The organism is Devosia soli, from assembly GCF_000970455.1.
Classification (GTDB): domain Bacteria; phylum Pseudomonadota; class Alphaproteobacteria; order Rhizobiales; family Devosiaceae; genus Devosia; species Devosia soli.
Map to the genome: position 1 here is coordinate 109,123 of NZ_LAJG01000048.1, position 23,954 is coordinate 133,076.

Sequence of the window (23,954 nt, forward strand, 5' to 3'; positions counted from 1 at the left end):
ATTGCCCAAACGAGCAGCGTCGCCTCGTCGCCAGAAATTGCAGATCGCGGCGAAGAGGCGATGATTATCCGCTAAGGTGTGTCGACACGTTTAGGCGTAGAGCCAGGCGGCCATCGCGCCATAGAGCGGTATGCTGAGGAAGATGTCGAACGGGAAGGTAATGGCCAGCGAGCAGGTCAGATTTCAGGACGGATTGGCATCAGGCAGCGCGCGGCGCCGAGCGCGGCGCAGTGCGGCGCCACTCGCGATCCTTGATGAGTCAGGTACTAAAAAGCCCGGCGCTGGTGCGCCGGGCCCGGATTGAACCTCAGAAGTCCATGCCGCCAGCCGGCATTGACGGGGCACTGTCTTTCTTCGGCTTTTCGGCAACGAGTGCTTCGGTCGTGATCAGCAGCGAGGCGACGGAAGCGGCATCCTCTAGTGCGGTGCGGACGACCTTGGCGGGGTCGATGACACCGGCCAGAACGAGGTCTTCGTATTCGCCGCTGGCCGCGTTATAGCCCCAGGAATACTGATCCTTTTCGAGCAGCTTGCCCGCCACCACCGAGCCATCGTCGCCGGCGTTGAGCGCAATCTGCTTGGCAGGAGCCTGGACGGCGCGGCGGATGATGTCGATGCCGGCCTGCTGGTCCTGATTGGCGCCCTTGAGCGTCTCGAGCACCTTGAGCGAGCGCAGCAGGGCCACGCCACCGCCTGGCAGAATGCCTTCTTCCACGGCCGCGCGGGTCGCGTGCAGGGCATCGTCGACACGGTCCTTCTTTTCCTTGACCTCGACTTCCGTCGCCCCACCGACGCGGATCACTGCGACGCCACCGGCGAGCTTGGCGAGGCGCTCCTGCAGCTTTTCGCGATCGTAGTCCGAAGTCGTTTCTTCGATCTGCGCCTTGATCTGGTTGACGCGGCCGGTGATGTCGTCCTTGCCGCCAGCGCCTTCGACGATGGTAGTATTTTCCTTTTCGATCACCACCTTCTTGGCGCGCCCGAGCATGTCGAGCGTGACGTTTTCAAGCTTGATGCCGAGATCTTCGGAAACGACATTGCCGCCGGTGAGGATGGCGATGTCTTCCAGCATGGCCTTGCGACGATCGCCGAAGCCCGGCGCCTTGACTGCGGCGACCTTGAGCCCGCCGCGCAAGCGATTGACGACGAGCGTTGCCAGCGCCTCGCCCTCGACGTCCTCGGCGACGATGACCAGCGGACGCCCCGACTGCACGACGCTTTCGAGCAGCGGCAGGATCGACTGGAGGTTGGAGAGCTTCTTTTCGTGGATGAGGATATAGGCGTCCTCGAGTTCCACGCGCATCTTTTCGGAATTGGTGACGAAATAGGGCGAGAGATAGCCGCGGTCGAACTGCATGCCTTCGACGACTTCAAGCTCGGTAATCGCCGTCTTGGCTTCTTCCACCGTGATCACGCCGTCATTGCCCACCTTTTCCATGGCTTCGGCAAGGAACTGGCCGATTTCCTTATCGCCATTGGCCGAGATAGTGCCGACCTGTGCGATCTCGGAATTCGAGGTCACCTTCTTGGCGTGACCCTTGAGGTCTTCGACCACCTTGGTGACGGCAAGATCGATACCGCGCTTTAGATCCATGGGGTTCATGCCGGCGGCAACAGCCTTGGCGCCTTCCTTGACGATTGCCTGGGCCAGCACGGTAGCGGTCGTCGTGCCGTCGCCTGCCAGGTCATTGGTCTTGGAGGCGACTTCGCGCAGCATCTGCGCGCCCATGTTCTCGAACTTGTCTTCGAGCTCGATTTCCTTGGCGACGGAGACGCCATCCTTGGTGATGCGCGGCGCGCCGAAGGACTTTTCGATGACCACGTTGCGGCCCTTGGGGCCGAGGGTCACCTTGACCGCATTGGCAAGCGTATCCACGCCGCGCAGCATCTTTTCGCGCGCGTCAGACGAGAATTTGACTTCTTTGGCAGCCATTTCCGTTTGCTCCCTCTAAAATCCTCAAGCCGCCTTGCGGGCCGGTTCGGCCTGCTCGACGATGCCGAGAATGTCGCTCTCCTTCATGATGAGAAGATCTTGGCCATCGATCTTGACCTCGGTGCCGCTCCATTTGCCGAACAGCACACGGTCGCCGGCTTTCACTTCCGGAGCAACGAGGTTGCCGCGGTCGTCACGGGCACCCGGGCCCACGGCAATGACTTCGCCTTCGGCTGGCTTTTCCTTGGCGGTATCGGGAATGATGATGCCACCGGCCGTCTTTTCGTTGGCCTCAAGGCGGCGGACGACCACACGGTCATGCAAGGGACGAAACCCCATTTTCGAACCTCCTTACCTGGACATGTCGGAACTCCTCCCGGCATTCCCGGGAGGAAGCGATCGGTGAGATCGGTGGCCGAAAAATCCGTTTCAAGAGGCGATACGAATTTTTTTTGGGATGGGCGGGAACCGAGCGAAATCCGGCCGTAGACACCTGCAGGTACCGCTCTTACCCCGGCGTCGTAAGAGTGGTTTTTGACGGCGCCCGAGCAAAAAAGCCCGCCCGGACGACCTCGCGCGTGAGACGTCAGGCACTCACTCCGAACAAGGCGCCGATGGCAGCCGTGGCGGCCATGGCAATGCTGCCCCAGATGACGACGCGTCCCGCGCCACGAACTACTCCCGCGCCGCCTGCCGAGGCTCCAAGCGCCCCCAGTATGGCCAATCCAACCAGCGTGGCGCCCGCAACGACGAGGCTGGTCAGGCCAACCGGTGTCAGAAGCGAGACGAGGATAGGGATTACGGCACCCGCCGCGAAGGTCAATGCCGAGACGAGCGCCGCCTGCACCGGCCGCGTTTCGACGGTTTCGGAAATGCCCAATTCATCGCGGGCATGCGCCGCCAATGCGTTGCGGGCGGTCAACTGCTCGGCAACCTGGCGGGCAAGCGGTTCATCGAGGCCCCGCGCGACATAGATGCCGGTCAGTTCGTCGAGCTCGCTCGCCGGATCCGAAGTAAGCTCGGCCCGTTCGCGAGCGAGGTCAGCCTGCTCTGCATCCGATTGCGAGCTGACCGAGACATATTCCCCCGCTGCCATGGACATGGCGCCGGCAACAAGGCCCGCAAGACCTGCAATCAGGATCGCCTGATGATCGGAGCCGGCCGCCGCCACGCCAACCACGAGGCTCGATGTCGAAACCAGCCCATCGTTGGCGCCAAGCACGGCGGCACGGAGCCAGCCGATGCGATGCACCATGTGGATTTCGGAATGGGTCAACCGGCTCATGTTTTGGCCTCCTCGGCTCCGGTGTTGGAAAAGTGGATCGACGCGGTCATGCCCGTTTCGTCCTGTCGATGGACCAGCCTTGCGCCATGAAGCGACAAAACCCGCTCGACCACCGCCAGCCCGATGCCCAGGCTGTCCGATGTCTTGCTCGCAGCGGAGCCTTCGGGTTTGCGGTCGATAATTGAAATGGTTGGTCCCTGCCCCACACGCACGGTTATCGCCGTGCCGGCGGGAGAGTGGCGCACGGCATTTTCGATGAGATTCCTACACGCATCGCGGATGAGGCTGGGCACCACCATGGCGCGGACCGCATCGGCGGTTTCGAAAGCGATGGTATCGCCCCGCGCCATCACCCAGGGCGCCACCGAGCCGACGACCTCTTCTCCCAATTGCCCAAGATCGGTGTCTTCGAATTGGCGTTCGTTGATGGCTTCGAGCCGGGCAAGACCTGTCAGCTGCGTTACGAACTCGGCCAGTTCATCCACATCTGCCTCCGCCTTGCGCGCCCGGGAGCTATCGATGCCCGAAAGCTCGAGCTTGATGATGGCAAGAGGCGTGCGCACCTCGTGGGCAATGGCCGACGTCATCATGCGTTGGCCGCGGATCAGATCGCCGGTCCTTTGGAAAGCGCGATTGACTGCCCGCGTGAGGTGGCTGATTTCCTCCGGCATGTTACCCGTGGGCAGGCCTTCGCCGAGATTGAGGGGATCGAGATTGTCGGCGGCAAAGGCGGCCGCTTTCACCGGCCGGAGAGCCGCGATGATCGAAAGGATCGTGCCGCCCATCACCAGCACCAGCAGGAGGCTCATGGGAACAACAAGGTGGTCGAGAACTTCATGCCAGAAGACGCTCCAGATCAGACCCTCGGTGTCGCCCACGGTCGCAAACTCGATCAGCAGCACCTGTCCACCGCGTTCGACAGTACCGCCGCCTGCAACATGGAGGGGCTTGCCCGGCTCGATGAAGCGCACCCAGAAGTCTGGCGGCCGCACGGTTGGTGGAAGAAAGTGCTCTTCGCAGGCGGCGTCACACGAGGAATAGAGGATTGTCCCGTTCGCCATACGGACGCGAGCAAAATATCCGCTGCCGGGTGCAAAGAGGTCTGCCATTTCGTCGGGAAGGGCATAGCGCGTGACACCGCCTTCGGTCGATTGACCCTCTCCCAGGCGATCCACCTGCTGTTCGATCAGCAGGCGACCAAGCTCCTCATCGTTGAAATAATAGTCGGCGATCACCAGCACCATCTGAGCCAGGGCGGCGATGAGAGCGAAAAAAACGATGCGGATCGCCGCGATCTGCCAAAGGGGGCGGTTCATAGCGTGGTTCTGAGAAGGTAGCCGACGCCACGGATGGTCTCTATGGCAAATCCTGTACCAACGCCCTCAAGCCTCTTGCGGAGGCGCGAAACGGAAAGCTCGACGGCATTGGCGCTGCGCTCGTCCCCGAACTCTGAAAAGCTGTGCTCGATCTTGCGCTTGGAAACCACCTGATCGGCGCTGCGCATCAGCATCTCAAGTAGACCCCGCTCCCGAGGCGCCAGGTCCAACACTTGGTCGCCGCACCGCGCAGGTTCGCCCGAAAGCGGGAGCACGACATTGGCAACGATCAGCTCGGGCATGACAGCCTGGGGAGAGCGGCGCATCAGGGCGCGGATGCGGGCGATCAGCTCGCCATTGTTGAAGGGCTTTGTGAGATAGTCGTCGGCTCCCGCATCCAGCCCATCGATGCGCTCGTCGACCGCGCCTCGTGCCGTCAGCACCAGAGTGGGCACGGACATCTTGCGCTTGCGGATACGCCGCAGCACGTCGAGGCCATCGATATCCGGCAGGCCGAGATCGAGGATGACGATATCATAGGGCACCTGCTGGAGCGCTTCGAAACCATCCTCACCAAGCTGGAAAGCATCGACGAGCCAGCCTGCTTCCCGCAGCGTCTGGCCCGTCAGGTCGCGAAGCCGGGCATTATCTTCAATCAGCAAGATCCGCATCCGACACACCCAAGGCCCTCTTCCTGCCCGTCACCATCGCCCATGGCAGATTTTCCCGGTGCCTTATGCTTTCTATCACGGCGGCTGCGATATGCAGTATCGCAAGAGCGATGATGCCATTGGCGAGGAGGCCGTGCAGATCTTCGACCCACTGGACACCCCAGAACGCATCGAGCCCCATCATCCATCCGGTAAGGCCGAGGCCTGCAAGAATGGCCATTAGGGTCAGCATCATCAATGCACCGAGCGGAGAGTGCCCCAGCCGGCGCGGATCCTTGCCGTGGAGCAGAGCCGTGACATGGGCGATGATCCGGCGTGGCGTGGGGAAGAAATCCGAGAAGCGGGCATGGCGCGTGCCGACGATCCCCCAGACAAGGCGGATGGCGAGCGCAGCGACCACAACATAGCCGGTGACCCGGTGCAGATATTTGCCGTGCTCAAAGACCCAGAGGTTGAGGACGACACCAACGACAATAATCCAGTGAAAGAGGCGAACGACCGGGTCCCAGACCGTGACGGTGGCGGCGGAAGGATCCGCCGCCAGAGGGATAGTTCCCTTAGCCATCGATCTCGGCCTCGACCACGTCGCCGGTGACGGGGTTGAAGTAGACCTCGGCGCGCTTGTTGTCCTTGGTGAAGCCGTAGATTTCGTAGCAGTTGCCGCTCACCTGGAAGGTCTTGATGGTATAGCCGAGTTCAGCGACCTTGGCCTTCATCGCGTCCTGGCTCATCCACTTGTCCTGAGGTTCGGTGGTGCAAGCGGGGCTGGCCATGGCAACCGCCGGGGTCAGGGCGACAAGGGCGAGAACGAGAGCAGTCTTGAGGATCATCTTGGGTCTCCATTTGCACCGCGTCTGTGCGGCGATGACGATGGAGTAAGGCTCTCAAGCTGTCCAAACGCTGTCAGCGATGCAAAAGAGGCGCCTTTTGCATTTTGGGCCTGCGACAGAGCCCGAGCGGCTAGCCGTCAGTGGCGAGATCGATCGCAACGACGACCCCGCGACTGGCATCTGGGAGCCTCACGATACAGCCGATCGGCAATAGATGTCGTAGAGTGTCGCCAGAACTCGCGAGACCGGCTCGGAAGCCAGCCGGTAGAAGATAGCCTGCCCTTCCCGCCGTGTCTTGACGAGGCCGAGGGCCCGCAGCTTCGACAAATGCTGCGACAGCGGCGACTGGTCGAGGTCGACGATGCGCGAGAGTTCGCTCACGCTGCGCTCCTGGTCGAGCAAGTTGCAGAGGATCAAAAGCCGCTTCGGATTAGCCATTGCGGTGAGCAGCTGAGCAGCCTCCTCCGCCCGGGGTTCAAGCTCGGCGACGTTCATCGGGGCACAATCTTTCGTTTCCATGCTTGACACATTAGAATATTCGAATATGTAAATCAACGAAATTATCGGACGCCAGCCGGATTATCAGCCCGCAGCGCCAAGCACAAGCAGGTCTCATGGAAACGACATTTACCCCTCTGCAAGCCCTGATGGGCGGATCGCTGATCGGAACCTCTGCCGTCGCCCTCATGGGCTTGCACGGCCGGATCGCCGGCATGACGGGCATCGTCTCAGGCGTGATTCTGCCGCGCGGCGATTGGGGTTGGCGCCTTGCCTTTCTGATCGGCGCTATCGGAGCTACGGCGCTGATCCTGCTGCTGACCGGCATGCCCTTTTCCATCGAGTCGACGATCCCATCCTGGGCGGTCCTGCTCGGCGGCCTTCTCGTCGGCATCGGCGTCACCTTCGGCGGCGGCTGCACATCGGGACACGGCGTCTGCGGCATCGCGCGGCTCTCGACCCGCTCCATCCTCGCAACGGCGACGTTCATGGCAGCAACTTTCACCACCGTCTTCGTCATTCGCCATCTGCTGGGAGGATTTTGATGCTTCGCCTCGCTTCAGCAACGGCAATCGGCACGGTCTTCGGTCTCGGCATAGTCATTTCCGGCATGGCCAATCCTGCCAAGGTGCTCAACTTCTTTGACCTCTTCGGCACCTGGGATCCGAGTCTGGTGCTGGTCATGGGTTCGGCGCTCCTGGTGACTTTCATCGGCTACCGGTTCGTCCTCAAGCGCCCGGCACCAGCGTTCGATCGCAAGTTTCACCTTCCGGCCAAGCAGGACGTCGACCTGCCCCTCATCGCCGGCTCGGCCCTGTTCGGCATCGGCTGGGGCATTGCGGGCTTCTGCCCGGGCGGAGCGATCCCCGCATTGGGTTCTGGCCAGCCGGGCCCACTCATCTTCGTGGCCGCCATGATCGGCGGCATCCTCGGCGCTACCGGGCTGAGGGCGGCATTCTTCCGCCGCCAGGCCCTGGCGTGACGCCTAACAGTGGAAAGGAGATTTCCATGTCCAACCAGCCCATACCGTTCACGCCCGATCTTGGGGCAAAGCCCGAAGTCGTTGCATTCTTTGACGAGCCCACCAATACAATCAGCTACATCGTCAAGGATCCCAATTCCAACGCCTGCGCCGTGATCGATTCCGTCATGGACTTCGACTACGCCTCCGGCCATATCGCCTATGAAGGCGCCGACAGGATCATCGCGCATATCCGGAACAACGGCTGGACGCTTGAGTGGCTGATCGAAACGCATGTCCATGCCGATCATCTTTCCGCAGCGCCCTATATCCAGTCCAAACTCGGCGGCAAGCTCGGTATCGGCGATCAGATCCGCGTGGTGCAGGACACCTTTGGCAAGATCTTCAACGAGGGTACCGAATTTCAGCGGGACGGGTCGCAATTCGATCGCCTGTTCAAGGACGGCGACAGCTACCAGATCGGCACGATGACCGCCTACACCCTCTTTACGCCGGGCCATACGCCTGCAGATATGGTGCATGTGATCGGCAACGCCGCCTTTGTCGGCGACACTCTCTTCATGCCCGATGGCGGCTCCGCCCGCGCCGATTTCCCGGGGGGCGATGCGCGCACGCTGTATCGCTCCATCCAGCGAGTGCTCGCCCTGCCCGGGGAAATGCGGCTCTTCATGTGCCACGACTATGGCCCCAATGGTCGCGACATTGCCTGGGAAACGACCGTTGCCGAGGAGCGCGACCACAACATCCATGTCGGTCACGGCACCTCCGAAGACGCCTTCGTCAAGATGCGCATGGAGCGGGACAAAACCCTTTCCATGCCCAAGCTGATCATTCCATCTCTGCAGGTGAACATGCGGGCCGGCCGTCTGCCGCCCGCCGATGACGCCGGCAAAACCTATCTCAAGGTGCCCATCAACGGGCTCAAAACCGCAAAGGAATAATCCCCATGGCCATCAAGAAGATCGACGAGAACTTCGCCCAGAGCCCGCAAATCCAACCGGAAGAGGTGCGGGCAATAGCGGAAGCCGGCTACAAGGGCATCGTCTGCGCCCGGCCCGACGGCGAAGACCCTGGACAGCCCTCTTTCGCCGAGATCGCCGAGGTCGCCGAACGCTTTGGCCTGAAGGCATTCCACATTCCCGTCTCGGGACCACTGACCGAGGGCCAACGCATCCGCTTCGAACAGGCCATTGCCGAAACCGATGGCCCCATCCTCGGCTACTGCCGCTCCGGCGCCCGCGCCGGCAGCCTCTACGCCGCATCACTCTGAGCGAAAGACCGCGATGTTCCTCGAACCCCTGCAATATCTGCTCGGCGCCTTTTCGGGCAGCCTGGTGGGCTTCACCCTGGGCCTTTTCGGCGGCGGCGGCTCGATCCTGGCAGTCCCGCTGATGGTCTATGTTGTCGGGGTTCCAGTCGCTCACGTGGCGATCGGCACCAGTGCCTTTGCGGTAGCAGCCAACGCTGCCTCCAATCTCATCGCGCACGCCCGCAAGGGCAACGTCATCTGGCGGTGCGCTCTCATGTACACGGCCGCAGGCATCCTCGGCGCCTTCGTTGGATCAAGCATCGGCAAAGCGATCGATGGCGACAAGCTGCTCTTCCTTTTCGCCATCCTCATGCTTGTCGTCGGCGTGCTGATGTTCCGGGGCCGGGGCAATCCCGGCATTCCCGGCGCCACCTGCAACAGGGAAAAGGCGCCAAAAGTGCTGGGCTATGGCGCGCTGACCGGCGCATTTTCGGGATTCTTCGGCATCGGCGGCGGTTTTCTGATCGTTCCGGGCCTTGTCGCCTCGACCGGCATGCCGATCCTTAATGCCATCGGATCCTCGCTTGTCGCCGTTACCGCCTTCGGGCTGACCACCGCTCTCAGCTACGCCTTCTCGGGCCTCGTGGACTGGCCGCTGGCAGCGGTATTCATCGGTGGCGGCGTCCTCGGTGGCCTCATTGGCGCACGCGTCGCTGGTGTTCTGGCCAACCGCAAGGGCGCCCTCAACACCGCCTTTGCCGGCCTTATCATCGTCGTCGCCATCTACATGGCCATCCGGACAGCTACCGCCTTCGCGTGAGCCAGAAGTTTATCAGTGCCAGGTCGTGATCGTGCGACCAGGCTTTAGAACCGTCTGCCGATCGAAACTCTGCGCAACTTCGCCTTCCGGCATGATCAACCTGGAGCGTTCAAGGCGCGGAAGGAGCCGGTCGTTTTAAGACATTGGAACTCGAAGCCGCGTCCGCGCCGTTTTACCGTGACCCCAAACAATTCCCGGAGGTGGGCAATGCTGGATCACATCGCCATCGGCGTTGACGGCATGGCGAGCTCTTTGAATTTCTACGATGACGTTCTTGGCTTTCTGGGCATCAGACGCATCATCCGCTATGGCGGCGGTCCGGCCGGATTTTTGGATCGGGGTGAACTTACCGATTCAAGGCTATACTATATTTGTGGCAGCTCAGAGCGGAGCAGACGTAAATGCTTTCCATGCGGTGGCGATCAGGGCCAGGGCCACTGACAATGGTCACCCGGGCGAAGGCCACGGTACCATCCCGGCTACGATGGCGCCTTCGTCATTGTCCTTAACGGCTGCACTCTCGAAGCTGTCCACCACACAATTGATTCATGACCAACAGGCTTCAGGTCGCTCGCTGCCAAGCGGCTTTAGCCGCGATAGAGCGCACGCATTGCTTGTGTGAAGGTGAGGTTTGCGAATGACGAAACAATCTGACGCCCTGTCAAAATACCTGGAAGGCAAGAATGAAGCGACAATTCCGCTGTTTCTCCGCTTTCGAGAGGCCGCCATGCAGACTGGCGCTGCCGTGGAGGAAAGAGTTTCTCCAAGCATGGTCGCTTGGAAGGGAAAGCGTAATTTTGCGACGGCCTATATCAAGGGAAAATATCTTGAATGCTCGATCGATTTGCTCGAGCAGATCGAGCACAAGCACCTCAAGGCCGCTTTCCACACGACAAAAAAAGTTGTGACTCATCGCTTTACGCTTGAGCCCGACGAAAAGATCGATGCGGACTTGGTCAAGTGGCTCAAGCAAGCTTACCAAACGGTCGGCGGCGGGACGCGATAGCGGAGGAGCACGAGCGTCCCGTTCCGGCTAATCGAAGATCCTCAGCCTCCTCGAGAAATGGGAATTACGGACCGCGCGATCAACCGCCATCGAAGAGACCGCGACCCGAGATGCGGAGCACGGTTCCAAAGGCATGACCTGCACGCTCCGGGATGGCGATGTGCAGACCATTGGAGTCCGCGGTAAAGGGTACGGCTCCTGCCCCAACGATCTCCACGCGCTGAACCTGTCCAGCGCCAGTGGAGCTTGAGGTTGCTAGCGACGAGAGCGAAACCGTTCCCGATTTCGGTCCCAGTGTGACGGCGTAGAGCGCGTCATCCTTCCTGGTAAAACGCACGTCTTCACCAGTGAATGGACGCAGCGAGGATTCGCCGAAAAGTCCTTCCGGCAGGGTTGTCGGTCCCTCCCCCGAAACCCGCCATGGGCGCGAGCCGAAAATGGCTTCGCCGTATAGGGCATTCCAAGCGCCGATCTCCTCAACAATCCGGCGCTCCTCACTGTCGATGGTGCCATCTCCCTTGATCGGCACGCTCAGCAACAGGTTACCGTTTTTCGAGACGACATCGCAAAGCCGATGGATGACCCCAGCAGCGGTTTTGTACCGCTTGTTTTCAAAGATATCGCGCCGATAGTGCCAGTCGCCGATGCAGGTATCCGTCTGCCACGGATTAGAAACAATCTCCGAGCGGAAGCCACGCTCGACGTCTTCCACCAAGGCGCCGGCGCGGTCGCTGGGCAGCAGCTTGGTGTTGAGCACCACATCCATGCGCCCGGCATTCCAGGCAAGCGAGGCGTTGTAGTAGTGGGCTGCCATGTCGAGGCCGGCCTGGCCCAAGGGCAGGTCATGATTGTCGAAATAAAGGAGATCAGGTCTATAGCTATCGACGAGGTCCTTGCAGCGGCGGTACCAGCTTGTGACGAAGCCCGGATTGGCCTCGGGCGGGGCTTCATCCCAGACGGCGTCATGCGCTTCGTGCCATTGCTCTGCCGCCTTGGCGTCGGTGATATCGTCGGGCAAGGGCATGACAGGGCCACCATAAAGGTCTTGCGGATCAAGGCCTTCCCAGAAGGTGCCGGTGCCGTCTTCTTTTCTGAGTGTTGAGGCGTCGTAGCGTTCGCCAGCGCGGCTACCCTCGGGATCATAGCCATAGGCGGTTTGCCACCAGTGCCAGACATGAGCGCCATGGTTGGAGACGCCAAACTTGAGCCCGCGGGCGCGCGCTTTTTCAGCCCAGATGCCGACGATATCACGCTTTGGGCCCATGCGGGTTGAATTCCAGCCGTGAAAGCGCGAGGCGTAGTTGTCGAAATTGTCGTGGTGATTGGCCATGGCCACGAAATATTTAGCGCCCGCTTTCACATAGAGATCGAGCAGGTCATCGGGGTTCCAATTCTCCGCTTTCCACGAGCCGATGATGTCGATGAAGCCCGTGTCGGCTGGATGTACGTATCTTTCGCGGTGAAGATCCGACTGCTAATGGCCCTGCATGTACATGTGCCGCGCATACCAGTCCCCGGCCTCCGGCTGGCACTGGGGACCCCAATGCGCCCAGATCCCGAACTTGGCATCGCGGAACCAGTCCGGTGGGCGATATTGGCTCTTGAGCGAGGCCCAGTATGGCTCGAACGGGCCGGCGGCGATGGGTTCGCTGCGGTAGTGGGGCATGGGATTATATCCAGTTTTCAAGGCGCGGTTCTTACAGAGATCGAGGGCTCGGCTTTAAGTTGAGCGCCAAGCCGCTCTTCCTGTTCCGTTCTTATCCAATTGAGCGTGAGGTCCTCCCGGCCAGGCCCCGAGAGAACGAGGCGCGCGCCTTCGTCGTTGAGATCGAGGCGGAGAGCGGCAATATAGGCCGAGAATTGCTCAAGATTTTGATCTTCGGCCGTGATCAGAGCCCAGCCCTGGTTGAGACCGGCTTGGCGATATTCCAGGCCCGCGCCAGGACCGGTGACGATCGCTTGCAGGCTGGACGTCGCTTTGTAGGCCGCCAATGCCTTTCCGGCCTTGAGAATGAGCGTATCGCCGCTGACATGGTGCTCGATGCCGCTGCGGGCGGCGTAGATATGGGTAAAATCGAGCCGAGCATCTGCGTCGAGACGATAGAGGATGAGAGCGGTGCCGCCGTCCTGGAGGATACGCGGAAGATTGCCATTGCCGGCCCAATAGGAAGGCCGCTGGTTGCCCCAGGGATCGTCTTCGCCCGGATGATTGACCCAGCTGCGGGCCATGGGATGGGTGGACAAGCGTAAGTCGATCACATGCTGCTGATGGCCGTAGCCCCTGGCGCGCGCGCCGCTATTGGTGGAAAGCTGAATGTTTTCAGTCTTATGCAGAGAGAGCAGCGCTGCGGGGCCATAGCCCTGCCGATAGTGCGCGGAGATCGTTTCACCCGGGCCGGGCTGGGCGTAAGGCAGCAAATGAGCCGGTGGCTCATAGCGGCCCGCGGCAAAGAGCGGGAGCGAGGCGACGCCGCTATTGAGCCAGCCCTTGCCGAAGGCGACGGCAGCGAAGGGGGCGAGTTCGGTCAGGGGACCAGCGCGCAGTTCCTTGTCATAAGCGCGCCCCATGGAGCCGGCAGGGACGGCATTGAGCGTGTGAAGCGAGAGCATAGTGAAGATGCGATCGCAGAGGCGTTTGGCGCGGATGGCGATGGGCTCAGGCGCGAGTTCTGCGAGTGCCAGGAGACCAATGAAATCAACAGGATAATAAGCGGAAGAATTCCATTCGGCGAGGCCATCTTCCTCGACGGCATCGAGCCAGAGGCCCAGGCGATGCGTGGCGATTTCAGCCTGCTCGCGGCCGGAACGGTTGGAAGCGCTGAAATGCGCATCGGGCCAGGCGAGCCCGGCAAGGAGTTGAGAAACGTGGAAGCAGAGGGCGTGGTTTTCGCTCCAGAACCACATGACATCATTGCCGGGTTCGTCCACCCAATAGCGGAAGCCCTGGAGAATAGACTCAGTTCGTTCGCGCAAATCCTGGGGAAGATCAACGGCATGCCGGTGATAGGCCCAGAGGAGAGGCACCGAGACGAAGTCGGCGCAGTCGTGCCGCTCCTCGATGGCTCTGAGCGTCTCTTCGACGATCGGGCGAATGCGCGGATCGCTGCCCTGGCTCGTTTCGAGCAGCGCAACGACGGTGCCCATGCGGTTTTCGCCATGCCGCGCGGCGTGTTCCAGTGCATGGCGCTTGCGGGCGGCGAGATCGCCGGGGAGGACCTGCGGCTCGAGGGTGTGGAGAATAGCGCAGCCGATGACCCGTTCGACGCGGGACGTCCCGATGCTGAAGCTCAGCGGAACATTGTAGTAGCCATCCTGCAGTTCGCTTCCATGGCAGACGAAAACCTCGGTTGCGCCTGCTGGTAAGACCACCCGGCGCTGCAGCGCGCTAGCGTGGGTGTGCGAGGTGCTGGCGAAGGTGACCTCGATGTCGACATCCAGTTTAGCCGGGGTGTCGAAGACGAGGATAACTTTTTCGTCCGCCGTGACGACTTCGCCGCGGCAGCGGGCTTGCGCCGCGAGTGCCTTGAGAGCGCCGGCCTGTTCGCCGATCTCGGCGCCGGGGAGGACAATGTCGAGTTCAGTCTTGTCGAGGAGCGTGAGCTCGAAGAACCAATTCGTGTCGCGCTCCGCCATTTCCTCAGACAGGACAATGACTTCGCCGCCCGTAGCCTTGATCGGCAGGTGGACTACGGTGTCCTGAGCCTGGTTGCGGGTGAAGGGTTCGAAGCGGGCGGCCAAGGTGCCATCGACCCAGATATGAACGCCGCCGCAAGTGGTGAGGCGGAATGAGCAATAGCGGTCTTCGCGCGATGCAATTGTGGTGCGGCACCAACGGCTTAGCCGGGTCGGGCGATAGCGGAACTGAGTGAATTCAACCCGGCGATTACTGCCGGGAAGGTTGAGGCTTTCCACTTCCCAATCTCTGTCGAGGGAAACAGTGCGGCTTGCAACCTCGCGCCAGGTGGCGATACGGCAGGGCAGATCGCCGACATCAACGAAGCCATTGATGTAATGATAGTTTTGTGGATCGCCGGCTGGTGCTGGCGTCCCCGGGAAAGTATTCCGCAGTGATTGCCGAGAGTTCCCAGGCGGTCACGCTGTCACCGCGGGATAGGGTTAGCAGGGGCGCGGGGCAATGCCGGAGTCGATGAAGCGTTCTCCATCCTCCTTCGACATCAACTCGTTGGCGATAACCGCACCGCCAAACCGGCGCTTGATCTCTCCAAGCAAGCTGTCTTCGGCCTCAATCTCGCGAACAAAGATGAACCCGATCTTCCGATTGGCGAGTTCTTCGGCCACGTAGCCGAAGATCGCCTTGGGATTGCTGTCACCCATATCGTGTTCCTCGCCACGTGGACGCAGATGTACGCCCACTCGGTCGGCACCCCATACATCGACCACAGCATCCACGATCTCGAGAAGGAAACGGGCACGGTTCTCCACTGAACCGCCGTAGCGATCCGTTCGCTTGTTGGTCTTGTCCTGAAGGAACTGGTCAATGAGGTAGCCATTGGCCGCATGCAGCTCGACACCATCAAAACCGGCGGCCTTGGCCCGCTCTGCTCCGCGCCGGAAATCGTCGACGATGCCCGGTATTTCTTCAGTTTCAAGAGCACGTGGCACAGGGTGCGGCCGCTTCGGTCTGAGGCTGGAGACATGCCCAGCAGCGGCGATGGCGCTTGGCGCGACCGGAAGATCGCCATCAAGTAATTCCGGGTCGGAGATGCGGCCCACATGCCAGAGCTGAAGAAAGATGCGGCCACCAGCTTCGTGCACTTCTCCTGTGACCAGCCGCCAGCCTTCGACCTGCGATCGTTCCAGATGCCCGGCATACCCCGATAGCCAACACCTTGCGGCGAGACCGATGTCGCCTCGCTAAGGATCAGTCCGGCTCCCGCGCGCTGGCGATAGTACTCAGCCATCATGGCGTTCGGCACCCGATCAACACCGGCGCGCTTGCGGGTGAGCGGGAGCATAATGATACGGTTCGGCAACTTGAGGGCGCCAACCATCAGCGGATCGAACAAGCGGGACATTTGCAACTCCTTGGACCAGGAGCAGTTTCCTCGATGAACATCTCATTTTTATGTGGGCACGGTCTTGATTGGCTGACGGAGGCGTCACGCCGTAGGCTTGCAACCCTATAGGAAGCTCGCCTCGAAAAGCTGCTCTGAATAGGGATGGTGAGTCTCACCCTTTTCGAGTGCGCCCTTGTCGAGTTCGTCGACGAAGGTGCCGTCCTTCATCACCAGCACGCGGTCGCACATGTGGGCGATCACCGAGAGATCGTGGCTGACGAGGACGTAGGTGAGGTTCCGCTCTTCGCGAAGATCGGAGAGCAGGTTGAGGACTTCGGCCTGCACCGACACGTCGAGCGCCGAAGTCGGCTCGTCGAGGAGCAGGATTTCGGGCTCGAGCATCAGCGCACGGGCGATAGCAACGCGCTGGCGCTGGCCGCCCGAGAGTTCGTGCGGAAAGCGTTCGGCGAAGTTGGCAGGAAGGCCGACCTGCTCCAGCGAGGGCGCCACGCGGCTCCAACCATCGCCGGTTTTCATGGCGCGGGCGGGTTCGGCGAGGACGCGCTCGATCCGGTGGCGCGGGTGGATGGAGCCATAGGGATCCTGGAACACCATCTGTGCGAGCTTCAGTTGCTCGCGGCTGCGTTCGCGGTCGACGGGTTTTCCGGCGAGGCGGATGTCGCCTTCCCAGTGACGGTCGAGGCCGGCGAGCGAGCGGAGGACCGTGGACTTGCCGCAGCCTGATTCACCGACGATCCCTAGGGTTTCACCCTTGCCGACGACGAAGGAGACGCCCTGGACCACCTGGCGGCGGGCTTCGCCGCTGCCGAAGGAGACGGAAAGATTGCTGACTTCGATCATGTGCGCGCCTCCATCGCGTCGATGGCGCGGCGGTCGAGCGTCTGCAGGCGCCGAACCGGATTGCGCGGATCGGGCATGGATGCGATCAGGCCGCGCGTATAGGGGTGCTGCGCTTCGTCGAGCTTGGTCAGAGTTTCGACCACCCTGCCCTTGTACATCACGAGAATGCGCTGGCAGAACGCTGCGACCATTCGGATGTCATGGCTGATCAGCATCAGCCCCGAATTGTTTTCGCGCACCAGATCATCGAGGAGGTTAAGCACGTCGCCGCGCACCGAGACGTCGAGTGCCGAGGTCGGCTCGTCCGCCACGACGAGGCGCGGCTTGGCGAGGAGCATCATGGCGATCATCACGCGCTGGCCCATGCCGCCCGAAATCTGATGCGGGTAGAGACCCATGACGCGCTCAACGTCGGCAATGCGCACGCGAGCCAGCATTTCGGCCGCCTTGGCATAGGCGTCCTTCTTGCCGATCTTGGCGTGGAGGAGCGCTGCTTCAGCAACCTGCTTGCCGACGGATAGCACGGGGTTCAGCGAATAGCGCGGGTCCTGCATGATCAGCGCCATGCGGTTGCCGCGGAGGGTGCGCATTTCGCGCTCGGGACGGGTCAGCAGCGGCTTGCCGTCGAAGTCGAGCGTCGTCGCCTCGACATGCGCCGCATTGGGCAAGAGTCGCATGATGGCGCGGCCGAGCGTGGACTTGCCGGAACCCGATTCGCCGACGATGCCGAGGCGCTCGGTGCCGAGATCGAAGCTGACGCCATCGACGGCACGGACACCGGAGCGACCGAAACGGACCGCGAGGTCGCGGACGGAAAGGACGGTTTCAGGAGCGGGCATGGCGAGGGTCCAGAATATCGCGCAGCGCGTCGCCGACGAGATTGAAGGCAAGGCTGGTGAGAAGGATGGCAATGCCGGGCATGACAGCGACCCACCAATTGTCGAGCATGTATTGGCGTCCGCTCGAAATCATCGCGCCCCATTCCGGCGCCGGCGGCTGCGCACCGAGGCCCAGGAAGCCCAGGGCTGCGGCGGTCAGGATGATGCCGGCCATGTTGAGCGTCAGGCGCACGACGACGGACGGAATGCACATCGGAGCGATATAGAGAAAGAGAACGCGGAGCGGCGAGGCCCCATAAAGACGGGCCGCGGCAACATAATCGGTATTGCGCACGATCAGCGTTTCGGCACGAGCGAGGCGCGCGATCGGCGGCCAACCGGTCAAGGAGATGGCGATGATCGCGGTTTCGAGCCCTGCCCCGAGTGCTGCGGCAAAGGACAGCGCCAGGATCAGCGATGGGAACGAGAGGACGATATCGGTAAAGCGCATCAAGATCGCGTCGGTGCGCCCGCCGACAAAGCCGGCGACGATGCCCACCAACATGCCGATCGGCCCGACGATCAGCGAGACGGCCAGCACGGTCTGGATGGTGATGCGGGTGCCGTAGATCAGACGCGAGAGAATATCGCGGCCATATTCGTCGGTGCCGGCCCAGTGTTCCCAGCTTGGCGCCTGCAGTGCATTGGGCAGGTTCTGGGTCGTCGGGCTATAGGGGGCGATCAGCGGCGCGAAGATGGCGACGACGATCAGAATCGACAGCACGATGAAGCCGAACAGGCCGACCGGCTCGCGCGACAGCTTGGTCAGCGCATTCTTGAGGCTGCGGCCGATGCGCAAGAGGAAAACGCCGGGCTTGCTGCCGGCGCCGGCGGAGGTGGCGAGGCTCATGCGGTCACCTCACGGGTGCGCGGATCGAGCACGAGATAGGCGAGATCCGAAAGGAAATTGAGCAACATGAAGATGAAGCCGATGATGAGAGTGCCGGCGACGACGGCGTTCATGTCGCCGATCATCAGGGCATTGGTCATGTACTGACCGATGCCGGGCCAGGAGAACACCACTTCGGTGACGACGGCGCCTTCGAGCAGGCCACCATAGGAAATGGCGAGCACCGTGACGAGCTGCACCGCGATGTTGGGCAGGAGATGGCCGGTAACGATGCGCCAGTTGGACGCGCCCTTGGCACGTGCCGCGACCACATAGTCCTGGTTCAGCTGCTCGAGCGTAAAGCTGCGCGTCATGCGGGTAATGTAGGCCATGGCCGAATAGGCGAGGATGCAGGCCGGCAGGATGATGTGGTTGACGGCATTCCAGAACACTTCGGTGTCGCCGGCAAGGAGACTGTCGATCAAGAGGAGACCGGTGCGGGGCTCGACGAGACCTTCGAGATAGATGTCGATCCGGCCCGGTCCACCGACCCAGGCAAGGGTGGCGTAGAAGATGACGAGCCCGACAATGCCGAACCAGAAGACCGGGATCGAGTGACCGACGAGCGAAATGACGCGAGCGAACTGGTCGAACCAGCTATCGCGGAAGAAGGCCGCGGTCATGCCAAGCGGTACGCCGATGACCGTCGAGAGGATGATGGCGAGCGTGGCCAGTTCCAGCGTGGCCGGAAAAGCGCTGCTCAGATCCTTGACCACCGGATTGCCGGTGAGAATGGCGGTGCCAAGATCGCCCTGCAGCAGCGAGGTCACATAGACGAAGAACTGCTGGTAGATGGGCAGGTCGAGACCAAGACGCTGGCGCATCGCCTCGTAAGCGGCCGGGTCCGCCAACTCGCCGACGATTGCGCCAACGGGATCGGTGGGAAGCACGCGGCCGATCACGAAGGTGACGACGAGCAGGAGGAAGAGGCTAACGAGCAGTTGCCCGATGCGCTTGCCCAGCTCTAGGAGAGTGAATTCCTTCATGATCGGCCGTCCAGCTTAGTTCGCGTCGCCCTTGGTGACGCCTTCGAGGCGGGTCAGACCCCAGGGATGGGCGTCATAACCTTCGACGCGTGCATTGACCACCACCGGTTCGAAACGCTCGAACATGGGGAACACGGCCGGGCTCGAGGCGATGAAGTCTTCCTGGAGCTGCTTGACCATCTCGCCGCGCTTGGTCGCGTCGAGTTCGGAATTGGCGGCAACGCGCAAGGCGTTGAGCTCGGGAATATCCCAGTCCGAACGCCAGACGAAGTTACCGGCATTGTTGGCTTCGGCCGAATTGTCCGGATTGTTGGTGAAGTTATCCAGTGCGCCGAGAGCGGTCGGGTCAGCGGCCGAGGTCTGCGGGATCAGGAGATCGAAATCGCGGGCGCGGTGCTGCGCGACGATGTCGGCGCCATTGCCCTGGACGACATTCACCTTGATGCCGATTTCAGCCAGGTTCGCCTGGATGGCGGTGGCCATGTCGACGCGCGGCGGCTGGGCGATGGTCTTGATGGTCAGCGAGAAACCATTGGGATAACCGGCTTCGGCCAGCATCGCCTTGGCCTCTTCGGGACGGAAGGACCAATCGGGGTTCGGAATGGCGAATTCCCAATCTTCTGGCGCCGGCACGTTTCGCACGCGGCCATAGGGGCCGACGATGGTCTGGGCGATACCGGCATAATCGATGCCGTATTGGGCAATGATTTCGCGGACCTTGGGGTCGTTGAGCGGTTCGCGACCGGCATTCATGGCGAGGGCATAGAAGCCGCCGGTCTTGGCCTGGTCGATGGCAAAGCCTTCCTGGGCTTCGAAGTAGCGCACGTCGGGCGCAGTCAACGCATTGGCGATGTCGATGTCACCGCGCTCCATCATCAGGCGGGCAGCCTGGCTTTCGGGCACGTGGCGGAACATGACGCGGGTCATGGCCGGAGCCTCGCCCCAGAAATTGTCATTGCGCTGCAGCAGGACGATTTCATTCGGCGACCAGCGATTGAGCACGAACGGACCCGAGCCGGCGGTATTGGTGCGCAGCCACTCATTGCCGTAGTCATTGTTGGCGACGTGCTTGAGCACTTCGACGCTGTCGACGACGCTGCCGACGCCATTGGCAAGGCGATAAAGCAGCGCTTCGGGAATGACCTTGTCGGCGAAATTGATGCGGACGGTCTTGTCGTCGACGGCGGTGATCAGGCTCTCGGCATTGTCGGCATTGAAGCCAAAGGACTTGAGGCCGGCGGCGGCCGACTGATCGAGCTTGAAGAGACGGACGAGCGAGAAGACGGCGTCAGCAGCGGTCACAGGATTGCCGGAGGCAAACTGGGCGTCGCGCAGGTGGAAGGTGATGCCGGTGTCATCGACGTCCCAGCTTTCGGCCAATTCGCCGAAAAGTTCGCTGGTTTCGGGGTCGAAGGCGACGAGGCGGTCGTAGACGTTGGCGAGGATTTCCTGAGTCTTGACCTCGGTGCCCTGCTGCGGGTCGAGGGAGAGCACCTGCGCGAGCGAGGTACCAATGACGAGCTGGTCGTTCGGCGTCGCGGCAAAGGCGGCCGGCACGAAAGCGGCCATGGCAAGGAAGGCAGCGCCCATCATCAGGCGCTTGGAAACATGCTTCATAAATTTTCCTCCACAGGATACCATATCGACATACGATGTCGTTGGTATGTCGTAATATGAATATGGCCTTTCATCGATGAAGGCAATAGGGTGAGCAAATCACCGATCGAGGAGTAATGGGCGGAATGGACATTGCCACCACAAGGCGTCGGCCGCGTTTGGCGCAAAGCGTTATCGATGCACTGAAAAAGCAAATCGAGAGCGGCGCGCTCGCCGTGGGCGACCGCTTGCCGACCGAACCGCAACTCGAGGCGCAGTTCGATGTCAGCCGGACCGTTATTCGCGAAGCCATCGCCGAATTGCGCGCTGCGGGCCTTGTGACGCCAGTGCAGGGCAAAGGCATGTTCGTCACCGAGTCGGCCTCGGCGACCATTCTGACCCCAACCGAAATCCAAAGTATCCCGCAAACGCTTGAAATGATTGAGTTTCGCATTGCTGTGGAGACAGAAGCGGCAGCCATTGCCGCCTATCGGCGCTCGGCGCAGCAGGAAGCCGATATCCGCACTGCCAACCAGTTTCTAAAGAGCCAGGTCGACGCCGGCGAGGCGACGATTGAGGCGGATTTCGCCTTCCACCAAGCCATCGCCAAGGCCGCAAACAATCGTCATTTCGTGGATGCGCTGGACCGATTCGGCGCCCGCTCCATCCCGCGCAGCCAGTTCCCCACCCTGCCCGATGCCGAAAGCCGCGACTATTTGCAGAAGGTCATTGGCGAGCACGAGCGTATCCTGGAAGCCATTTCCGAGCAGGATCCAGAGGCTGCCCGCCAGGCCATGCGGGCGCATTTGACCGGCAGCCAGAAGCGTTATCGGCAGCTCGCGCGCTAAACAAAGGCTCGACACATCTCTCAAGTCATATTATGTCATATCTTATGCGAGGAGGATGGCATGTATGCAGGGTCACATAGTGAAGCGCGCGGACAAGAAAACGGACGCGAGCGGATTCTATTCGGTGGCAAGCCGATAGAGGCAAACTGATCATGCCCGATCACACGCAGCCCATCGGCCGCGATGCTGCAATCACTCGAAACCCACCGACCTTTCTTCCAGGATTGAATCAATGACTCCCAACGAAGTCAAAGCCGCGCTCGGCAGCGGATTGCTGTCTTTCCCCGTCACAACCTTTACGTCCGACCTCAAGTTCGATGAAGCGGCTTACTCCGCCCATATCGACTGGCTCGATGGTTTTGGCGCCGCGGCCCTCTTCGCGCCGGGCGGGACCGGCGAAATCTTCTCGCTGACCCCCGATGAAGTGGCTCAGGTGACCAAGGTCGCCAAAAAGCATGCTGGCAAGACGCCGATCTTGGGTGGCGCTGCTTATGGCACGGCCATGGCTGTGGAAATGGCCAAGGCTGCGGAATCTGCCGGCGCCGATGGCATCCTTCTGCTGCCGCCCTACCTGATGTTTGCCGAACAGGCCGGGCTTGTTGCGCATGTGAAGGCCGTTTGCGACGCCGTCGGCATCGGCGTCGTCGTTTACAACCGCGACAACATCATCCTCTCCGCCGACAGCGTGCAGCGCCTTGCCGACCAGTGCCCGAACCTCATCGGGTTCAAGGATGGCCATGGCGAAGTCGACCGCGTCATCGAGATCACCACCAAGCTCGGCGATCGCCTCGTCTATATCGGCGGCATGCCGACGCACGAACTCTACGCCCAGGCCTATTTCTCGGGCGGCGTGACCACCTATTCGTCCGCGGTCTTCAATTTCGTGCCGGAACTGGCCCAAAAATTCTACACGGCGCTGCGCGCTAATGAAAAAGCCACGACCGACCAGATTTTGAAGGACTTCTTCTTCCCGCTGGTTGAGCTGCGTAACCGAAAGAAGGGCTATGCCGTCTCGATCATCAAGGCAGGCCTTGAGGCGCGCGGTCGCCAGGCCGGACCGGTGCGTCCGCCGCTGACCGATCTCACCGGTGCGGAAATGGACGAGCTCAAGGCGCTGATCGCCAAGGTCGCGTAAGCGCAAGCTGAATTGGAAAAGCCTGGCCTCCTCGGATTTGGGGGCAAGTCTGAGGAGACCAATATGTATGTAGGAACACAGCTCAGCGGCGGCATGGTCGAAGAATTCGGCGATGCCCACCTGCGCCAGCTCGCCCAGCTCGGGCTTTACCACGTCTGCATCGATCCGGTCGGCAATCCGCGTGACTGGACGCGCGATGACATCGCCCGTCACATCGAGCGCGTCGATGCCGCCGGGCTCAAGCTCGACATGGTGCAGCTGCCGCTTGCCTCGCTGATCATCGACCGAGATGACATCGACAAGGTCAGTTCACCGGCCATCGTTCTTGGTCAGGGCGACGAGCGCGATCGCCAGATCGAGGCGATCTGCAAGCTGATCGAAAACCTCGCTTCGCTCGGCGTCCACTCAGCCAAGTATAATTTCAGCTATCTGGGCGTGCCGCGGACCAAGTCCGAGCGCGGTCGCGGCGGGGCGCTGGTGCCAACCTTCCGGGCCGACCAGATCACCAATGCGGGGGACATCACAAGCGCGGGCCATGTCAGCGCCGATGCCTTCTGGGAACGCATCACCTATTTCCTTGAGCGCGTCATTCCGGTGGCCGAGGCGAATAAGGTGCGCCTCGCCTGCCATCCCAATGACCCGATGACTCCGCCGAACTATCGCGGCATCGAGGAAAGCGTGATTTCGCATGTGGAAGGACTGAAGCGCTTCGTCTCGATCGCCGAGAGCCCCTATCACGGCCTCAACTTCTGCCAGGGCACGATTGGCGAAAGCCTTGAAAACCCGCGCGAAGAAATCGGCGACGTCATTCGCTGGTTCGGTTCGCGCGGCAAAATTTTCAACGTCCACTTCCGCAACATCAAGGGCAAGCGCTTCTCGTTCACCGAAGTGTTCCCCGATGATGGCGACATGGACATGCCGGCCGCGCTCAAGATCTACAAGGAAGTCGGCGTCGACTGCATGATCATGCCCGACCACGTCCCAGAGATCGACGGCATCTCCCCGTTCGAGACCGGCTTCGCCTTCTGCTACGGCTATATCATCGGCCTTTTCCAGGCGAACGGCTGGGATCCATACGGCCGCCCCTGAGCCTGATCGGGCTTCGCCTCCTCCCTCGTCGAAGCCTGATGGCTCTCCGGTTCACTCCGGGGAG

General features: G+C 61.4%; 24 protein-coding genes and 2 pseudogenes. 10 read left to right on the forward strand and 16 right to left on the reverse strand.

All coding sequences use genetic code 11. The features are described from left to right. Positions 1-307: 307 nt before the first annotated feature. The 8 genes from groL to VW35_RS19075 all read right to left on the reverse strand — a co-directional run bounded on the left by groL (position 308) and on the right by VW35_RS19075 (position 6,554). Entirely contained in the window at positions 308-1,933 is a 1,626-nt protein-coding gene (gene groL, locus VW35_RS19040; protein WP_046144678.1) for a chaperonin GroEL, read from the reverse strand. Between the two features lie 24 nt (positions 1,934-1,957). After that, a complete protein-coding gene (gene groES / locus VW35_RS19045; RefSeq protein ID WP_046144679.1) occupies positions 1,958-2,272 on the reverse strand; it encodes a co-chaperone GroES in 315 nt (104 codons plus the stop codon). 247 nt (positions 2,273-2,519) lie between these two features. Further along, on the reverse strand, positions 2,520-3,218 hold the full coding sequence (locus tag VW35_RS19050) for a VIT1/CCC1 transporter family protein (protein WP_046144680.1): 699 nt from the start codon (positions 3,216-3,218) through the stop codon (positions 2,520-2,522). Continuing rightward, complete coding sequence (locus tag VW35_RS19055) at positions 3,215-4,534, reverse strand: sensor histidine kinase (protein ID WP_046144681.1); 1,320 nt, start codon at positions 4,532-4,534, stop codon at positions 3,215-3,217. Before VW35_RS19055 ends, VW35_RS19050 begins: the two co-directional genes overlap by 4 nt. Continuing rightward, complete coding sequence (locus VW35_RS19060) at positions 4,531-5,205, reverse strand: response regulator transcription factor (protein ID WP_046144682.1); 675 nt, start codon at positions 5,203-5,205, stop codon at positions 4,531-4,533. The genes VW35_RS19055 and VW35_RS19060 overlap by 4 nt, the downstream gene beginning before the upstream one ends. After that, the gene (locus tag VW35_RS19065; protein ID WP_046144683.1) at positions 5,186-5,770 is read right to left on the reverse strand and encodes a cytochrome b/b6 domain-containing protein; all 585 of its coding nucleotides are present in this window, start codon (positions 5,768-5,770) and stop codon (positions 5,186-5,188) included. Before VW35_RS19065 ends, VW35_RS19060 begins: the two co-directional genes overlap by 20 nt. Next, the gene (locus VW35_RS19070; RefSeq protein WP_046144684.1) at positions 5,763-6,035 is read right to left on the reverse strand and encodes a PepSY domain-containing protein; all 273 of its coding nucleotides are present in this window, start codon (positions 6,033-6,035) and stop codon (positions 5,763-5,765) included. Before VW35_RS19070 ends, VW35_RS19065 begins: the two co-directional genes overlap by 8 nt. Before the next feature lie 189 nt (positions 6,036-6,224). Further along, positions 6,225-6,554 carry an ArsR/SmtB family transcription factor gene (locus tag VW35_RS19075; protein WP_046144685.1) on the reverse strand — a complete coding sequence of 110 codons (330 nt, stop codon included), beginning with the start codon at positions 6,552-6,554 and terminating at the stop codon, positions 6,225-6,227. Between the two features lie 95 nt (positions 6,555-6,649). On the opposite strand from VW35_RS19075, the gene VW35_RS19080 reads away from it, so the two are divergent. From VW35_RS19080 to VW35_RS19110, 7 genes are all read left to right on the forward strand, one after another. Then, entirely contained in the window at positions 6,650-7,078 is a 429-nt protein-coding gene (locus VW35_RS19080) for a YeeE/YedE family protein (protein WP_046144686.1), read from the forward strand. Beyond that, positions 7,078-7,515, forward strand: coding sequence for a DUF6691 family protein (locus VW35_RS19085; protein WP_046144687.1), 438 nt, complete (start codon positions 7,078-7,080; stop codon positions 7,513-7,515). Before VW35_RS19080 ends, VW35_RS19085 begins: the two co-directional genes overlap by 1 nt. A gap of 26 nt (positions 7,516-7,541) precedes the next feature. Beyond that, the gene (locus VW35_RS19090; protein ID WP_046144688.1) at positions 7,542-8,456 is read left to right on the forward strand and encodes an MBL fold metallo-hydrolase; all 915 of its coding nucleotides are present in this window, start codon (positions 7,542-7,544) and stop codon (positions 8,454-8,456) included. Positions 8,457-8,461: 5 nt separating this feature from the next. Beyond that, positions 8,462-8,785, forward strand: a complete 324-nt coding sequence (locus VW35_RS19095; protein WP_046144689.1) for a protein tyrosine phosphatase family protein — start codon at positions 8,462-8,464, stop codon at positions 8,783-8,785. 13 nt (positions 8,786-8,798) lie between these two features. Continuing rightward, positions 8,799-9,584, forward strand: a complete 786-nt coding sequence (locus VW35_RS19100; protein WP_046144690.1) for a sulfite exporter TauE/SafE family protein — start codon at positions 8,799-8,801, stop codon at positions 9,582-9,584. 207 nt (positions 9,585-9,791) lie between these two features. Continuing rightward, on the forward strand, positions 9,792-10,025 hold the full coding sequence (locus tag VW35_RS21725; RefSeq protein ID WP_046144691.1) for a VOC family protein: 234 nt from the start codon (positions 9,792-9,794) through the stop codon (positions 10,023-10,025). Between the two features lie 196 nt (positions 10,026-10,221). Then, entirely contained in the window at positions 10,222-10,590 is a 369-nt protein-coding gene (locus VW35_RS19110) for a DUF5655 domain-containing protein (protein ID WP_046144692.1), read from the forward strand. Between the two features lie 79 nt (positions 10,591-10,669). On the opposite strand, the pseudogene VW35_RS19115 reads toward VW35_RS19110, so the two are convergent. The 8 genes and pseudogenes from VW35_RS19115 to VW35_RS19150 form a co-directional block, all read right to left on the reverse strand. Beyond that, a pseudogene (locus VW35_RS19115) lies at positions 10,670-12,256 on the reverse strand (alpha-L-fucosidase). Between the two features lie 17 nt (positions 12,257-12,273). Then, positions 12,274-14,502: a hypothetical protein gene (locus VW35_RS19120; protein ID WP_052951878.1), complete on the reverse strand. Its 2,229-nt coding sequence runs from the start codon at positions 14,500-14,502 to the stop codon at positions 12,274-12,276. Positions 14,503-14,706: 204 nt separating this feature from the next. Beyond that, positions 14,707-15,626: pseudogene (locus VW35_RS19125) on the reverse strand (alkene reductase). A 105-nt stretch (positions 15,627-15,731) separates the two neighbouring features. Next, a complete protein-coding gene (locus VW35_RS19130; RefSeq protein WP_046144693.1) occupies positions 15,732-16,469 on the reverse strand; it encodes an ABC transporter ATP-binding protein in 738 nt (245 codons plus the stop codon). Then, complete coding sequence (locus VW35_RS19135) at positions 16,466-17,308, reverse strand: ABC transporter ATP-binding protein (RefSeq protein ID WP_046144694.1); 843 nt, start codon at positions 17,306-17,308, stop codon at positions 16,466-16,468. The genes VW35_RS19130 and VW35_RS19135 overlap by 4 nt, the downstream gene beginning before the upstream one ends. After that, positions 17,295-18,197, reverse strand: a complete 903-nt coding sequence (locus VW35_RS19140) for an ABC transporter permease (RefSeq protein ID WP_083983047.1) — start codon at positions 18,195-18,197, stop codon at positions 17,295-17,297. Before VW35_RS19140 ends, VW35_RS19135 begins: the two co-directional genes overlap by 14 nt. Continuing rightward, complete coding sequence (locus tag VW35_RS19145) at positions 18,194-19,222, reverse strand: ABC transporter permease (protein WP_046144695.1); 1,029 nt, start codon at positions 19,220-19,222, stop codon at positions 18,194-18,196. The genes VW35_RS19140 and VW35_RS19145 overlap by 4 nt, the downstream gene beginning before the upstream one ends. 15 nt (positions 19,223-19,237) lie before the next feature. Beyond that, a complete protein-coding gene (locus VW35_RS19150) occupies positions 19,238-20,839 on the reverse strand; it encodes an ABC transporter substrate-binding protein (protein ID WP_046144696.1) in 1,602 nt (533 codons plus the stop codon). A 125-nt stretch (positions 20,840-20,964) separates the two neighbouring features. Here VW35_RS19150 and VW35_RS19155 point away from each other — a divergent pair, with 125 nt between their 5' ends. The 3 genes from VW35_RS19155 to VW35_RS19165 all read left to right on the forward strand — a co-directional run bounded on the left by VW35_RS19155 (position 20,965) and on the right by VW35_RS19165 (position 23,890). Further along, entirely contained in the window at positions 20,965-21,666 is a 702-nt protein-coding gene (locus VW35_RS19155) for a FadR/GntR family transcriptional regulator (protein WP_046144697.1), read from the forward strand. Between the two features lie 232 nt (positions 21,667-21,898). Then, positions 21,899-22,801: a 5-dehydro-4-deoxyglucarate dehydratase gene (kdgD, locus tag VW35_RS19160; RefSeq protein ID WP_046144698.1), complete on the forward strand. Its 903-nt coding sequence runs from the start codon at positions 21,899-21,901 to the stop codon at positions 22,799-22,801. Between the two features lie 63 nt (positions 22,802-22,864). Continuing rightward, positions 22,865-23,890, forward strand: a complete 1,026-nt coding sequence (locus VW35_RS19165) for a mannonate dehydratase (RefSeq protein WP_046144699.1) — start codon at positions 22,865-22,867, stop codon at positions 23,888-23,890. Positions 23,891-23,954: the final 64 nt, after the last annotated feature.

Coding starts and splice junctions, on each gene's coding strand:
- VW35_RS19085 (WP_046144687.1), top strand. CDS start 7,078: ATGCTTCGCCTCGCTTCAGCAACGGCAATCGGCACGGTCTTCGGTCTC.
- VW35_RS19110 (WP_046144692.1), top strand. CDS start 10,222: ATGACGAAACAATCTGACGCCCTGTCAAAATACCTGGAAGGCAAGAAT.
- groL (WP_046144678.1), bottom strand. CDS start 1,933: ATGGCTGCCAAAGAAGTCAAATTCTCGTCTGACGCGCGCGAAAAGATG.
- VW35_RS19155 (WP_046144697.1), top strand. CDS start 20,965: ATGGACATTGCCACCACAAGGCGTCGGCCGCGTTTGGCGCAAAGCGTT.
- VW35_RS19075 (WP_046144685.1), bottom strand. CDS start 6,554: ATGGAAACGAAAGATTGTGCCCCGATGAACGTCGCCGAGCTTGAACCC.
- VW35_RS19145 (WP_046144695.1), bottom strand. CDS start 19,222: ATGAAGGAATTCACTCTCCTAGAGCTGGGCAAGCGCATCGGGCAACTG.
- VW35_RS19055 (WP_046144681.1), bottom strand. CDS start 4,534: ATGAACCGCCCCCTTTGGCAGATCGCGGCGATCCGCATCGTTTTTTTC.
- VW35_RS21725 (WP_046144691.1), top strand. CDS start 9,792: ATGCTGGATCACATCGCCATCGGCGTTGACGGCATGGCGAGCTCTTTG.
- kdgD (WP_046144698.1), top strand. CDS start 21,899: ATGACTCCCAACGAAGTCAAAGCCGCGCTCGGCAGCGGATTGCTGTCT.
- VW35_RS19095 (WP_046144689.1), top strand. CDS start 8,462: ATGGCCATCAAGAAGATCGACGAGAACTTCGCCCAGAGCCCGCAAATC.
- VW35_RS19070 (WP_046144684.1), bottom strand. CDS start 6,035: ATGATCCTCAAGACTGCTCTCGTTCTCGCCCTTGTCGCCCTGACCCCG.
- VW35_RS19150 (WP_046144696.1), bottom strand. CDS start 20,839: ATGAAGCATGTTTCCAAGCGCCTGATGATGGGCGCTGCCTTCCTTGCC.
- VW35_RS19065 (WP_046144683.1), bottom strand. CDS start 5,770: ATGGCTAAGGGAACTATCCCTCTGGCGGCGGATCCTTCCGCCGCCACC.
- VW35_RS19050 (WP_046144680.1), bottom strand. CDS start 3,218: ATGAGCCGGTTGACCCATTCCGAAATCCACATGGTGCATCGCATCGGC.
- VW35_RS19135 (WP_046144694.1), bottom strand. CDS start 17,308: ATGCCCGCTCCTGAAACCGTCCTTTCCGTCCGCGACCTCGCGGTCCGT.
- VW35_RS19060 (WP_046144682.1), bottom strand. CDS start 5,205: ATGCGGATCTTGCTGATTGAAGATAATGCCCGGCTTCGCGACCTGACG.
- VW35_RS19140 (WP_083983047.1), bottom strand. CDS start 18,197: ATGAGCCTCGCCACCTCCGCCGGCGCCGGCAGCAAGCCCGGCGTTTTC.
- VW35_RS19130 (WP_046144693.1), bottom strand. CDS start 16,469: ATGATCGAAGTCAGCAATCTTTCCGTCTCCTTCGGCAGCGGCGAAGCC.
- VW35_RS19100 (WP_046144690.1), top strand. CDS start 8,799: ATGTTCCTCGAACCCCTGCAATATCTGCTCGGCGCCTTTTCGGGCAGC.
- groES (WP_046144679.1), bottom strand. CDS start 2,272: ATGGGGTTTCGTCCCTTGCATGACCGTGTGGTCGTCCGCCGCCTTGAG.
- VW35_RS19090 (WP_046144688.1), top strand. CDS start 7,542: ATGTCCAACCAGCCCATACCGTTCACGCCCGATCTTGGGGCAAAGCCC.
- VW35_RS19080 (WP_046144686.1), top strand. CDS start 6,650: ATGGAAACGACATTTACCCCTCTGCAAGCCCTGATGGGCGGATCGCTG.
- VW35_RS19165 (WP_046144699.1), top strand. CDS start 22,865: ATGTATGTAGGAACACAGCTCAGCGGCGGCATGGTCGAAGAATTCGGC.